General features: G+C 62.6%; 12 protein-coding genes. 11 read left to right on the top strand and 1 reads right to left on the bottom strand.

Annotated elements, in window-relative coordinates; all coding sequences use genetic code 11:
- Nucleotides 1-74: 74 nt before the first annotated feature.
- The 8 genes from VFF99_RS08940 to VFF99_RS08905 all read left to right on the top strand — a co-directional run bounded on the left by VFF99_RS08940 (nucleotide 75) and on the right by VFF99_RS08905 (nucleotide 9,318).
- The gene (locus VFF99_RS08940; protein ID WP_325017026.1) at nucleotides 75-2,060 is read left to right on the top strand and encodes a nucleoside-diphosphate sugar epimerase/dehydratase; all 1,986 of its coding nucleotides are present in this window, start codon (nucleotides 75-77) and stop codon (nucleotides 2,058-2,060) included.
- 26 nt (nucleotides 2,061-2,086) lie between these two features.
- The gene (locus tag VFF99_RS08935; RefSeq protein ID WP_325017024.1) at nucleotides 2,087-3,457 is read left to right on the top strand and encodes a nucleotide sugar dehydrogenase; all 1,371 of its coding nucleotides are present in this window, start codon (nucleotides 2,087-2,089) and stop codon (nucleotides 3,455-3,457) included.
- A 9-nt stretch (nucleotides 3,458-3,466) separates the two neighbouring features.
- Nucleotides 3,467-4,528 (top strand): Gfo/Idh/MocA family oxidoreductase, encoded by a 1,062-nt coding sequence (locus VFF99_RS08930; protein ID WP_325017022.1) that lies wholly within the window; start codon nucleotides 3,467-3,469, stop codon nucleotides 4,526-4,528.
- Between the two features lies 1 nt (nucleotide 4,529).
- Nucleotides 4,530-5,135, top strand: coding sequence for an acyltransferase (locus VFF99_RS08925; RefSeq protein ID WP_325017020.1), 606 nt, complete (start codon nucleotides 4,530-4,532; stop codon nucleotides 5,133-5,135).
- Nucleotides 5,136-5,138: 3 nt separating this feature from the next.
- Entirely contained in the window at nucleotides 5,139-6,227 is a 1,089-nt protein-coding gene (locus VFF99_RS08920) for a DegT/DnrJ/EryC1/StrS family aminotransferase (RefSeq protein WP_325017018.1), read from the top strand.
- 49 nt (nucleotides 6,228-6,276) lie between these two features.
- Entirely contained in the window at nucleotides 6,277-7,500 is a 1,224-nt protein-coding gene (locus VFF99_RS08915; protein ID WP_325017016.1) for a glycosyltransferase family 4 protein, read from the top strand.
- A gap of 79 nt (nucleotides 7,501-7,579) precedes the next feature.
- Nucleotides 7,580-8,731, top strand: a complete 1,152-nt coding sequence (locus VFF99_RS08910) for a DegT/DnrJ/EryC1/StrS family aminotransferase (RefSeq protein ID WP_325017014.1) — start codon at nucleotides 7,580-7,582, stop codon at nucleotides 8,729-8,731.
- On the top strand, nucleotides 8,728-9,318 hold the full coding sequence (locus tag VFF99_RS08905) for a sugar transferase (RefSeq protein ID WP_325017091.1): 591 nt from the start codon (nucleotides 8,728-8,730) through the stop codon (nucleotides 9,316-9,318). Before VFF99_RS08910 ends, VFF99_RS08905 begins: the two co-directional genes overlap by 4 nt.
- Here the strand turns inward: VFF99_RS08905 and VFF99_RS08900 are convergent.
- Nucleotides 9,290-9,931 carry a phosphatase PAP2 family protein gene (locus VFF99_RS08900; protein WP_325017012.1) on the bottom strand — a complete coding sequence of 214 codons (642 nt, stop codon included), beginning with the start codon at nucleotides 9,929-9,931 and terminating at the stop codon, nucleotides 9,290-9,292. The genes VFF99_RS08905 and VFF99_RS08900 overlap by 29 nt on opposite strands.
- A 182-nt stretch (nucleotides 9,932-10,113) precedes the next feature.
- Here VFF99_RS08900 and VFF99_RS08895 point away from each other — a divergent pair, with 182 nt between their 5' ends.
- From VFF99_RS08895 to VFF99_RS08885, 3 genes are all read left to right on the top strand, one after another.
- Nucleotides 10,114-10,746 carry a PIG-L deacetylase family protein gene (locus VFF99_RS08895; RefSeq protein WP_325017010.1) on the top strand — a complete coding sequence of 211 codons (633 nt, stop codon included), beginning with the start codon at nucleotides 10,114-10,116 and terminating at the stop codon, nucleotides 10,744-10,746.
- Complete coding sequence (locus tag VFF99_RS08890; RefSeq protein ID WP_325017008.1) at nucleotides 10,734-11,531, top strand: WbqC family protein; 798 nt, start codon at nucleotides 10,734-10,736, stop codon at nucleotides 11,529-11,531. The genes VFF99_RS08895 and VFF99_RS08890 overlap by 13 nt, the downstream gene beginning before the upstream one ends.
- A gap of 317 nt (nucleotides 11,532-11,848) precedes the next feature.
- On the top strand, nucleotides 11,849-12,643 hold a 795-nt coding region (locus tag VFF99_RS08885; protein ID WP_325017006.1), incomplete at its 3' end, for a GNAT family N-acetyltransferase.

Below are 12,643 nucleotides of genomic sequence, written 5' to 3'. Positions count from 1 at the left end.
GCTGGTTAAGCTTTAAGGACTGTTGGTCGCCGGTCGGCGCCGATGCTTCTGGAATAACAACCAGCCCAGGATAAATGCGCGATACACTTCCAACACTCACCGCACGCGTCGGGGAAAAGCTTGTGTCGATGAGCCGGTCGACAAAGATTGCCCTGATGCTGGCATCCGACTTACTTTCCCTGCCGTTCTGCTCCGCAATTGCCCTCTTACTACGGGTAGGCAACACCGCCTCGGCGGCAGATTACGGCGTGGCGCCGCACATTCTGATTGCGGCGCTGACCGTGCCGGTCCTCGCGCTCGCCGGCTTGTATGGCGCGGTGATTCGCTTCATCGACCACAAGCTGCTGACGGCAACCGGCATCGGCCTCGCCATCGCTGTGGCGTGCGGAGTCCTGATCTCCGCAGTGTTTGATTACCGCGGCCTGCCGCACAGCGCGCTGGCGATCTACTGGTTCATCGGCTTTGCCTATGTCGTCAGCTCCCGGCTGCTGGCCCGTGCGCTGGTGCGCAACCGCACGGCCGGCATGCGCCCCGCAGAACCGGTGGCGGCCATTTACGGCGCGGGCGAGGCCGGCGTCAAGCTGGCGCGCGCCATGCGCCTCAGCGGCAAGTACAGAGCCGCATGCTTCTTCGATGACAAGCTTGCACTGGCCAACAGGACGGCAGCAGGCCTGAAGATCATCCATTCCGATCATATCGTCGAGACGGTGGCCGAGAGGCATATCGAACTCATCGTGATTGCGATTCCTTCGGCCACGGCCGAGCAGCGGCGGGAAATCCTGTACAAGGCTCGCAAGACCAACGCCAACGTCAAGATTCTCTACAACCTGATGGAGCTGGCGGACGAGGAAATCACGGCCCACTCCATACGCGAGATCAAGATTGACGACCTTCTGGGGCGCGAACCGATCCGCCCCGACCCGGAGCTGTTTGCCAAGTGCGTGCACCGTCAGGCGGTGCTGGTCACCGGCGCCGGCGGGTCGATCGGCAGCGAGCTCTGCCGCCAGATCATGACTTTGGCGCCGCGCGAGTTGCACATGGTCGACCATGCGGAACATGCGCTGTACAGCATTGAGCAGGAGCTGCGCGCGCACTTTCCGCAGGCGACGATCCGGCCGCATCTCGGCTCCGTGTGCGATGCCGGACTGATCGAACGCATCATCGGCGGCGCGCGCATCGACACCGTGTATCACGCAGCGGCATACAAGCATGTCCCTATGGTGGAGGACAACATCGCGGAGGGTATCCGCAATAACGTGGTCGGGGCGGAAGTGGTCGCCACGGCGGCGTCGATGTTCGGCGTCAAGACCTGCGTGCTGGTCTCGACCGACAAGGCGGTGCGGCCGACCAGTGTCATGGGCGCGAGCAAGCGCATCGCTGAACTGATCTTCCAGGCGGCGGCGGCGCGGCAGCCGTCGAAGCCGGCGACGCGGTTCTGCATGGTCCGCTTCGGAAATGTGCTCGGCTCGTCCGGCTCCGTCGTCCCGCTGTTCCTGCGGCAGATCGAGCGCGGCGGGCCGGTGACCGTCACCCATCCAGAGGTCGTGCGCTATTTCATGTCCATCCCCGAAGCGGTGCAACTCGTGATGCAGGCGGGCTCCATGGCAACCGGCGGCGACGTGTTCGTCATGGACATGGGGGAGCCGGTCAGGATCGTGGACCTGGCGCGCACCATGATCGCGATGTCCGGCTTGTCCGAGCGCACGCCGGAAAACCCGCGCGGCGACATCGAGATCAACTACGTCGGCCTGCGGCCCGGGGAGAAGCTGTACGAAGAACTGTTCGCCGGCGACAGCGCCGTGCCAAGCCGGCATCCGCGCATCATGACCACATCCGAATACGTGGTCGAGCCGGATGTGCTGGCACGCGAGCTGGCTTACCTCAAAGTGGCGTGCGCGACGAACGATGTCGCGATGATCAAGTTCGTCGTGCAGAAACTGGTGCACGGCTACCAGCCGTCCTTCGGCGCGGCGGAGACGGAGCAGGGCGCTGAAATGGCGTATCGGAAAGCGGCAAACGGGCTCTTGCGCCTGGCACACGGTCTCCGTGCCCGGGGCTAGTCAACTTCAACAAAAGGAAAAAGCGGATGCAGTACGTCGACAACTCCATTTCGTACAAGCCAGTACATCTCCTCCAGCCGGGACATGCCGACTACCTGGAAGAGCTGATCACGCGCCTCGAGACCAGGACTGCCGTCATTGGCATCATCGGCCTCGGGTACGTCGGGCTTCCCCTGATGCTCCGCTATGCCAATGCCGGCTTCAAGGTGACCGGTTTCGACATCGACGCCCGGAAGGTCGCGATGCTCAATGGCGGGCAGAGCTATATCGAACACGTCACATCACGCTCCATCGCCGACGCGCGCAACCGCGGCTTTGAGGCGACCACCGACTTCTCCGCGGCATCGGAAGCGGACGCGCTGATCATTTGCGTCCCGACGCCGCTCAATGCTTACCGCGAGCCCGACCTCAGTTTCATCTTCGGCACCGTGGACGCGCTTGTGCCGCACATGCGCAAGGGCCAGATCATGTCCCTGGAAAGCACCACCTATCCGGGAACGACCACCGAGGAACTGCGTCCTCGGCTGGAGGCGCGCGGCTTCGAGGTAGGGCGCGACGTATTCCTGGTGTTCTCGCCGGAGAGGGAAGATCCGGGCAATCAGCAGTTCAAGACACGCTCCATCCCCAAGGTGTGCGGGGGGGATACGCCTGCCTGCTGCAAGGCCGGCATCGCGCTGTACGGCTCGGCGATCGACCAGGTCGTGCCGGTCAGCTCGACGCGCGCGGCCGAACTGACCAAGCTGCTGGAAAACATCCACCGCGCGGTCAACATCGGCCTCGTGAATGAGATGAAGATCATCGCCGACCGCATGCAGATCGATATCTACGAGGTGATCAATGCCGCTGCCACCAAACCCTTCGGCTTTACCCCCTACTATCCCGGGCCGGGGCTGGGCGGCCATTGCATCCCGATCGACCCGTTCTACCTGACCTGGAAGGCGCGGCAGTACGGGCTGCACACTCGTTTCATCGAGCTCGCCGGCGAGATCAACAATGACATGCCCTACTGGGTGGTGAACAAGGTCATCAACGCATTGAACGATCGCGGCCTTCCGCTGCGCGGCAGCAAGATACTGGTGCTGGGCATTGCGTACAAGAAGAATGTGGACGACATGCGCGAGTCGCCGTCGGTGACGCTCATGGAGCTGCTGCGCGAACGGGGTGCCGAGGTGTCTTACTCCGATCCGCATGTTCCGGTGTTCCCGCCGATGCGCGAGCACCATTTCGATCTTTCCAGCATCGAACTGACACGAGAATCCATTTCGTCGCACGACGTCCTGCTGCTTGCCACGAACCATAGCGACTTCGACTATGCCTTCATCCAGAAGCACGCCAAGCTCATCGTCGACACGCGCGGCGTCTATCGCGATTCGTATCCGAACGTCGTCAAGTCCTGAGGACCGAACATGGATCATTCACCGCTCGCCCTATCCGGAAGAAAAATACGCTTTGCCCTCGTCGGCTGTGGACGAATATCGGGCAATCACTTCAGCGCGCTCAAGCAGCATGGCGACCATTGCGAACTCGTCGGCGTATGCGACACCGACTACAAGGCCCTTGAGAAGGCGGCGGGGTCCACCGGCGCGCATCCTTACCGCAGCCTTGAAAGCATGCTCGAAGGCTGCAACGCGGACGCGGTCATCATCACTACGCCGTCCGGCCTGCATTCGCGCCAGGCGATCCAGGTAGCCGATTCTGGAAGGCACGTGATCACCGAAAAGCCGATGGCGACGCGCTGGGAAGACGGCAAGCGCATGGTCGCCGCCTGCGACGAACGGCGAGTGCGCCTGTTCGTGGTCAAGCAGAACCGGCGCAACACGACGCTGCAGATGCTCAAGAAGGCGGTGGAGGAGCGGCGCTTCGGCCGCATCCACATGGTGAACGTGAACGTGTTCTGGACGCGGCCTCAGGAATACTACGACAGCGCCCGCTGGCGGGGCACCTGGGAGTTCGATGGCGGTGCATTCATGAATCAGGCGAGCCACTATGTCGACCTGCTCGAATGGTTGATCGGCCCGGTCGAGAGCCTGCACGCCTACACCGCGACGCTCCAGAGAAATATCGAGGTGGAAGACACGGGCGTGATGAGCCTGCGCTGGCGCAATGGCGCGCTCGGATCCGTGAACGTGACCATGCTCACCTACCCGAAGAACCTGGAGGGCAGCATCACCGTGCTCGGCGAAAAGGGAACGGTTCGCATCGGCGGAATGGCGCTCAACGAGGTGCAGCACTGGGAATTCGCAGAACGGCGCGACGAGGACGATCACGTGAAAGAAGCGAGCTACCAGACCTCCTCCGTGTACGGATTCGGCCACGCGCTCTATTACGAAAATGTGATCAAGGCGCTGTGGGGCGAGGCGGAGGCCGAGACCGATGGGAGGGAAGGTCTGAAGACGCTCGAAGTGCTGATCGCCACCTATCTTTCCGCGCGGGACGGCCGGCGCGTCGCGCTGCCGCTGGAGTACTGACATGTCGGACAACATCCATCCGACTGCCGTCGTCGATCTGGGCGCCGTGCTCGGCGAAGGTACCCGCGTGTGGCACTTCTCGCATGTGTCGTCCGGGGCGCGCATCGGGAGGCGCTGCTCGCTCGGGCAGAACGTGTACGTGGGCAGCGACGTGGTGATCGGCGACAACGTCAAGATCCAGAACAATGTCTCGGTCTACGACGCGGTGGTGATCGAGGACGATGTGTTCTGCGGACCGAGCATGGTGTTCACCAACGTCTACAACCCGCGCGCCGCAGTCGTGCGCAAGGACCAGTACCGCAGGACGCTGGTGCGGCGCGGGGCGACGCTGGGCGCGAACGCGACCATCGTGTGCGGCGTGACCATCGGCGAGCACGCCTTCGTGGCTGCCGGTGCGGTGATCAATCGCGATGTTCCCGACTTCGCCCTCATGGCCGGCGTCCCCGCCCGCCACGTCGGCTGGATGAGCCGCTACGGGGAGCGGCTCGCGCTGCCGATATTCGGCAACGCGGAGACGGTTTGCCCCCATACCGGCGAGCGATACGTGCTGCGTGACGGCATTTGCATGCTCGCACCTGTCAACGAGACAAGATCGAATGCAGCCTGAGCCATGGAATTCATTGACCTCGATTCGCAGTATCGCTTGCTGAAGGACAGCATCCACGCGCGCATGCAGAAAGTGCTCGACCACGGGCAGTACATCATGGGGCCCGAAGTCGGCGAACTGGAAGAGCGGCTTGCAGCATACACCGGCGCACGGCATTGCATCACGGCCGCATCGGGCACCGAGGCCCTGTTGATCGCGCTGATGGCGATCGGCATCCGCCCCGGAGATGAGGTGATCACGACACCGTTCTCCTTCATCGCGACCGCTGAAGTCATCGTGCTGCTGGGTGCGGTGCCGGTGTATGTCGACATCGAGGAGGATACGTGCAACATCAATGCCTTCCTGATCGAGGAAAAGATCAGTGCCAGGACGCGGGCCATTATCCCGGTTTCCCTGTACGGGCAGCCCGCAGACATGGATGAAATCAATGCAATTGCGGACCGGCACGGGTTGGTGGTGATCGAGGATGGCGCACAGAGTTTCGGCGCCGATTACAAGGGGCGCAAGAGCTGCAACCTCTCTGCCATCGGCTGTACCAGCTTCTTTCCCAGCAAGCCCTTGGGCTGCTATGGCGACGGCGGAGCGATCTTTACCAGCGACGACAACCTCGCCCGAACGATGCGGGAGATCCGCGTCCACGGACAGTCGCGGCGGTATGTGCACAGCCGCGTCGGTGTCGGCGGCCGGATGGACACGCTGCAATGCGCGATCGTGCTGGCGAAGCTGGAACAGTTCGAATGGGAGGTGGAGCAGCGCGTCTCCATCGGCAAGCGTTACAACGAGCTGTTCGGGGAGCGCATCGGGAAGGTCCGGCAACGGCCGGACCGCACCAGCGTGTTTGCGCAGTACACGGTCATGGTGGAGAACAGGGATGCGGTGCAGGTATTCCTGCGCGAGCTGAATATCCCGACAGCAGTGCATTATCCGGTGCCGATCCCCATGCAGCCGGCTTACTCCAGTTCTTCGCCGGCGTATTACCCGGTTGCGCAGCAAAAGGCGAGGGAGGTGATGAGCCTGCCGATGGGGCCCTACCTGCCACGCGGTTCCCAGTCCAGGATCGTGGAGGCAGTACTGCTCGCCGCCGCCCGCTGATCGGAGCCGCCGGCCCGAAGTAAATCCATTCACTGCAACGACGGAATACATGCGCATCCTTTATATCAACCATTACGCGGGTTCCCCGCGCCACGGGATGGAATACCGGCCGCATTACATGGCCAGCAACTGGCTCCGAATGGGGCATGACGTAACGGTGGTGGCGGCGACGGCTTCGCACCTGCGCCAGAAATCTCCGGATACCTTCCAGGACATGGCCGAGGAAATGGTCGAGGGCGTGCGCTATGTCTGGCTGAAGACGCCTGCATATGAGGGCAATGGCTTGCGGCGCGTGCGCAACATGGCGAGCTTCGTCTTTTCGCTTTATCGCTTCAGGAAGCATCTTGTCCAGGCCTTCAGGCCGGACGTCGTCATTGCTTCCTCGACCTACACCTGGGATATTTTCCCAGCGCGCACCATCGCCCGGCTTGCAGGAGCGAAGCTGGTGTTCGAAGTGCACGATCTCTGGCCGTTGTCGCCGATGCAGCTGGGCGGCATGCCGCGCTATCACCCTTTCATCATGTCCTTGCAGTGGGGAGAGGACTATGCGTGCCGTCACGCGGATGTCGTCGTGAGCATGCTGCCCTATGCGGACAAGCATCTCTGCGGACGCGGCATGGACCGCGGGAAGTTCCACTATGTGCCGAACGGCATCGACCTTGAAGAATGGCAGGCAAGCGCCAAAGCGCTTCCCGCGGCGCACCGCGCGGTGCTGGAATCGTGCCGGCGCGATGGCCAGTTCATTGTCTGCTACGCCGGCAGCCACGGCTTGTCCGACGCGCTGGATATTCTGGTGGACACTGCCGCCGAGGTGCGCGACCAACCGGTCGCCTTTCTGCTGGTCGGCCAGGGACCGGACAAGGCGCGTCTCAGGGAGAGGGCGATGCTCCTGGGATTGAAGAACGTGCATTTCCTCGACCCGGTGCCGAAAGCGGCGATCCCTGATCTCCTGCGCAGTGCCGACTGCCTCTACATCGGCGGCAAGGACCAGCCGCTTTACCAGTTCGGGATCAGTCCCAACAAGATAATGGACTACATGGCGTCCGGTCGGCCGGTAGTGAGTGCCTTCCAGGCGGGAAACGACGCGATCGGCGAAGCCGGCTGCGGCTTCAGCGTCAAGTCCGAAGACCCGGTAGCGATCGGCAGCGCGATCCTAAAGCTGATGGAGATGCCGGCCGCGGAACGTGAGCGGATGGGAGATGCGGGCCGGGCCTACGTGCGCGCACACCACGACTATACGCAGCTCGCGCAGAAGTTCCTGCAGGCGCTGTGAGGAGCGGATACGTGATCGAATACATCCCGCAAGTTGAAGCACCTGGCGCGGGCATAAATGATGCAATACGAGGCCTTCCATGAACAAGTTCATTCCTTTCGCATTGCCGGACATCGGCGACGAGGAGATCGAGGCCGTCGTCGCATGCCTCCGCTCCGGTTGGATAACAACCGGCCCGGAGACGGCGCGATTTGAAAAGCTGTTTGCCGAATATCTTGGCGGCGGCGTGCAAGCGATTTCGGTCAATTCCGCCACGGCGGGCATGCACCTCGCGCTCGAAGCACTCGGCATCGGTCCAGGCGACGAAGTGATCGTGCCTACTCTCACGTTCACCGCCACGGCGGAAGTGGTCCGCTACCTCGGGGCCGATGCGGTGCTGGTGGATGTGGAGCCGGATACACTGACGATAAGCCTGGAAGCCTTCAAGGCTGCGGTGACGCCAAGGACGAGGGCAGTCATGCCCGTCCACTATGGCGGCCTCCCGTGCAAGATGGACGCGATCATCGACTTTGCGCGCTCCCGCGGCATCGCTATCGTCGAGGATGCCGCACACGCATTTCCCGCCTGGTATGACGGCAGGCTGGTGGGAACGCTGGACAGCGATGCGACGGTGTTCAGCTTCTACGCCAACAAGACCATGACGACGGGCGAGGGCGGTATGATCGTGACCTCCAACCCGAAGATCGCCGAGCGGGCCAGGATCATGCGGATTCACGGCATCAGCCGGGACGTTTTCGACCGCTTCGTTTCCGAGCGCCCAAGCTGGTTCTATGAAGTGGTCGCCCCCGGGTTCAAGTACAACCTCACCGACATGGCCTCCGCGCTCGGTATCGTCCAGCTGAGCAAGGCAGAGCGCTTCCTTGAACGCCGCGAGGCGATGGCGGACCGGTACACGCGCGAGCTGCGGGGACTGCCGCTGGTCTTGCCGGTCGAAGCTGCGGCCGGGAGCAGGCATGCCTGGCACCTGTATGTCGTGCGGCTGCGGCCGGAAGCGGGAATCGCCCGCGATGCCTTGATCCAGCAGCTTTCGGACCATCGCATCGGCACCAGCGTCCATTACATCCCATTGCACCGCCACCCGTACTGGAAGACGCGCTACGACCTGTCGCCCGAGCAGTTCCCCGTTGCCGACGCGGCATACCGCGCCATGGTCAGCCTGCCCCTGTATACCAGGATGTCCGACGACGACCAGGGCCGGGTCATCGATACGCTGCGGGGGCTTTTGTGCTGATCAAGCGGCTCTTCGACATCCTTGCCGCTTCGACGGGGTTGGTCCTGCTGGCACCGGTGTTCGCGGCTGCCGCGCTGGCCATCCGGCTCGATTCACCGGGCCCCGCCCTGTTCCGGCAGGAGCGGGTAGGAAAAGGGGGCGTGCCGTTTCTGATCCTCAAGTTCCGCACCATGTATGTGGGCGCCGAGGCCAGGGGCCAGATCACGCGCGGCGCCGATCCCCGGGTGACGCCGGTTGGGGCGGTGCTGCGGCGCTGGAAGATCGACGAGCTGCCGCAGCTGGTCAACGTGGTGCGCGGCGAAATGAGTTTGGTGGGGCCGAGGCCGGAAGTGCCCCGCTACGTAGCCTGCTATCCGGCGGCGGTGCGCGAGGCTGTATTGTCGGTGCAGCCCGGGATTACCGACTGGGCTTCCATTTGCTTCCGCGAGGAGGGCGAAGTCCTCGGAACGGATGCGGACCCGGAGCGGCGCTATGTCGAGGAGATACTTCCGATCAAGCTGGATTACTGCATGCGTTATGTCAATGATCACGGGTTCTTCACGGACCTGAAGATCATTTTCATGACCCTGCGGGCGATTGTGCGGTAGAGGGGGCATGTCGATGATATGGCTTGTCTTTCCCCGCCAGGAAGAGCGCGGCCGATTCGAGCATGACGGAGCTCGGATCGCTGTCCAGGCTCATCGCGGCGGCGACCGCCAGCACGCTGCATACCGACAGGGATGCGACGCGCGGCCGGTCGAGTGCCGGCTTGCGCATCTCGCCGGCGAAGCGGATGAAGCCGAGGCTGATTGCCGCGCCCAGGAGCAGCCCTGCGACCGCTTCGGATGCGGAATGCTCGTCGAAGACGCTGACAGCCACGGCCATCACTGCCCCGGCGCCCAGCCCGCACAGGATGCCAGCCGTCCGCAAACCAGGGCGCGCGTCGTGCAGGAGCAGATAGAAGAGAACGGGGGCTACCGCAGTGCTGCGCATGGCGTGCCCGCTGATGCCGCGGAAGTGGATTGCGTCGACCGCCATGCCCCAGCCGATGTAGGCCATCTTGCTCGCGGCGACGAGGGCAAGCCCGGCGGTGAACAGCAGGGCCCATGTCACCGCCATGCGCCGAGCGTTCCCGGCCCACATCCAGGCCGAGAGACAGAGCGCGACTGGAATGAGGAGCAAGCTGCTGCCGAGGAGTTTGAATTCTTCAGTCGCGAGCATGACGGTACCGTTGATGTCGTTTGATGGACATGCAGTGAAGTGATTTGTTCCGCGCCGCGCGCGGTGCGTGAACACCGAAAATGCCCTCTGAACGAGGGCGGAATGATCGAAATTTCCAACTTATTCATTCATCGCAGGTTTCCTACACTCTATGGTGAATGAAAGCGTATTTGGGGGAGTTTATGTTTCTCGCATTTAAAAACGTGCTCGTGCTTGCCCCCCACACCGATGATGGGGAATTGGGCGCGGGAGGGACCATTGCACGCCTGATCGAGAGCGGCGCGCGCGTCAGTTATGCCGCATTCTCTTCGGCGGAGAGTTCGCTCCCGCCGGGCTTTTCCTCGGACACGTTGGTGCGCGAGGTGAAGGTGGCGACGGCCCGCCTCGGTATCCGGCCGGAGAACCTGTATGTGTACGGTCACAAGGTGCGCGAACTGGAATACGTGCGCCAGCAGGTGCTCGACCAGATGATCCTGCTGCGGAAGAACAATTACGACCTCGTGATGCTGCCCAGCCAGCGCGACATCCACCAGGATCACGAGGTGGTTGCCCGCGAGGGCCTGCGCGCATTCAAGCAGTCGACGATCATCGGGTATGAGCTCATCTGGAACAATCTCAGCTTCGACACATCCTGTTTCGTGCGCCTCGATCGCCACCATGTCGACAAGAAATGCCATGCGCTGACGGCCTACGAATCGCAGGCCGACAAGCAGTACATGGCGGCCGAGTTCATCATCGCGCAGGCAAAGACGCGCGGCGTGCAGATCGGCGCAAACTATGCCGAGTGCTTCGAGGTGCTGCGATGGGTGATGTGACGCTCGCGGTGCACCAGCCGAACTATCTGCCCTGGCTCGGCTACTTCCACAAGATGTCGCGCGCCGACATTTTTGTCTTCCTCGATACCGTCCAGTTCGCGCGCCGCGGCTATACCCATCGCGTGCATGTGCTGGGGCCGGGCAGGACACAGCTGTGGCTGACGCAGCATGTGCGCAAGCGCGCGGTCGAGGAGCAGGTGATCCACGACCTCGCGTTTTCCGACCGCTGCTGGATAGACCGGCACCTGAAGACCTTCGAAGCTTCCTACGGCAAGGCGCCGCACTTCGACAGCGTGTTCGAATTCCTGGAAGACCGGCTGCGTGCCGGCGCCGAGCCGCTGTCGCGCCTCAACGGCAGGCTGATCCTGGACCTCGCGGCACGGCTGGGAATTGCCCCACGGGTGCTCTACGCATCTGAACTGCCGCCCGTACCCGTGTCTTCTCCAAGCGAGCGGATTGCCCATATTTGCGACCACTTCGGTGCGCGGCGCTATTTGTCCGGTTCAGGCGCGCGCGCGTACAACGACGTGCACGTGTTCGGTGCGCACGGCATCGAGCTGGTCTACAACGACTTCAAGTCGATGTCCTATCCACAACGTAACCTGCCGGACGGGCAGGACTTCGTCGCCGGACTGTCGATTGTCGATGCCTTGTTCAACATCGGTTTCGACGGCGTGGCCGGCCTGCTGCGGCCGGAGGAAGGCCAGCGGCCTCCGGCGCGGACGATTCCGAACACGGTGCAGTCCCGGCCGAACGGAAAGGCAGGCTTGCAGCCTTCATTCTGACTGCCGGCAGCACGCATGCTGCTGGAGCAGGGATTGGATGCATCAATCGAGGGGAGGCTTATGGAATCGGCTACCGGAGCCGGTGCGCCTGCGCGGTGCGCGGAAGTGAGCGAGCATTGTTATCTGAACGAGATCCCTGCGTTCGCGGAATCCGAGCTCGCGAGACTGTACGGCTACATCCACTCTTCGCTGGCCTTTTTCAGGACCTTCAGGCCCCGAGACGGAGTCAATACCTACGTTACCTGGCGGGATGGCGTACCCGTCACATTGCTCGTATTCCGGTGCGACGGCCGGCGTGTCGACGTCTATAACGAAATGTGCTTCATCCCGGGAGCCGACATCGGGCGCTTCGCGCGGTATGTGTTTTCGCATTTCGATCGCGTGCACATCATCAGTTTCAAGGGAGTGTTGACCGACCCGTCGCACCTGCCCTTCCCGACGCTGCGCTATACGACGCGAAGGAAAACTGGGAGATCGAACTGCCGGCCACACCCGAGGAATATACGGCCCATCTGGGCAAGGCGACGCGCGAGAACGTCAAGCGTTACAGGCGCCGCCTGGAGCGCGATCATCCATCATTCGAGCAGCAGTTCCATACCGCGGGAGAAATCGACGAACAGCAGGTGCGCGACATCCTCGCACTGAGCCGCTCGCGTATTGAGGCCAAGAAAATGAAGTTCGGTTTGGACGAGGCCGACGTGGCGCGCGTGGTGAGCCTCGCCAAGGAATGCGGCTTGGTGACCGTCCTGCGCGTGGGCGGGCAGATTTGCGCGGGGACGATCAGTTATTGCGTTGGTTCCGAGTACCTCGCGCACATGATCGGGCACGATCCCCGCTATGACGCCTACTGGGTCGGAACGCTGTGCTATTACACGACCATCTGCGAAAGCATTTCGCGCGGCGCGAAAAAATTCCACATGGGCGGCGGCCGCCACGAATACAAGACCCGGCTGCTCGGCGTGCGGCGCGACATGGACCGTATCGACATCTACCGCTCGTCCGGCCACCTGTTCCTCCACTTCGACGAGGTGTTGAAGACAGGCTTGCGGGTGCTCACGCGCAAGACCAAGGTCTGGCTGCTCGAACGGGAGAAAAGCCTGGTGACGCGATCG

This window comes from Noviherbaspirillum sp. (assembly GCF_035654295.1).
GTDB lineage: Bacteria > Pseudomonadota > Gammaproteobacteria > Burkholderiales > Burkholderiaceae_D > Noviherbaspirillum.
The sequence above is the reverse complement of the archived record's forward strand: the minus strand, read 5'-3'. Positions and strand labels throughout refer to the sequence as shown.

What these genes read in the sequence shown, in the direction of transcription:
- VFF99_RS08915 (WP_325017016.1), top strand. Translation starts at nt 6,277, where the DNA reads ATGCGCATCCTTTATATCAACCATTACGCGGGTTCCCCGCGCCACGGG.
- VFF99_RS08895 (WP_325017010.1), top strand. Translation starts at nt 10,114, where the DNA reads ATGTTTCTCGCATTTAAAAACGTGCTCGTGCTTGCCCCCCACACCGAT.
- VFF99_RS08890 (WP_325017008.1), top strand. Translation starts at nt 10,734, where the DNA reads ATGGGTGATGTGACGCTCGCGGTGCACCAGCCGAACTATCTGCCCTGG.
- VFF99_RS08920 (WP_325017018.1), top strand. Translation starts at nt 5,139, where the DNA reads ATGGAATTCATTGACCTCGATTCGCAGTATCGCTTGCTGAAGGACAGC.
- VFF99_RS08940 (WP_325017026.1), top strand. Translation starts at nt 75, where the DNA reads ATGCGCGATACACTTCCAACACTCACCGCACGCGTCGGGGAAAAGCTT.
- VFF99_RS08910 (WP_325017014.1), top strand. Translation starts at nt 7,580, where the DNA reads ATGAACAAGTTCATTCCTTTCGCATTGCCGGACATCGGCGACGAGGAG.
- VFF99_RS08935 (WP_325017024.1), top strand. Translation starts at nt 2,087, where the DNA reads ATGCAGTACGTCGACAACTCCATTTCGTACAAGCCAGTACATCTCCTC.
- VFF99_RS08925 (WP_325017020.1), top strand. Translation starts at nt 4,530, where the DNA reads ATGTCGGACAACATCCATCCGACTGCCGTCGTCGATCTGGGCGCCGTG.
- VFF99_RS08930 (WP_325017022.1), top strand. Translation starts at nt 3,467, where the DNA reads ATGGATCATTCACCGCTCGCCCTATCCGGAAGAAAAATACGCTTTGCC.
- VFF99_RS08900 (WP_325017012.1), bottom strand. Translation starts at nt 9,931, where the DNA reads ATGCTCGCGACTGAAGAATTCAAACTCCTCGGCAGCAGCTTGCTCCTC.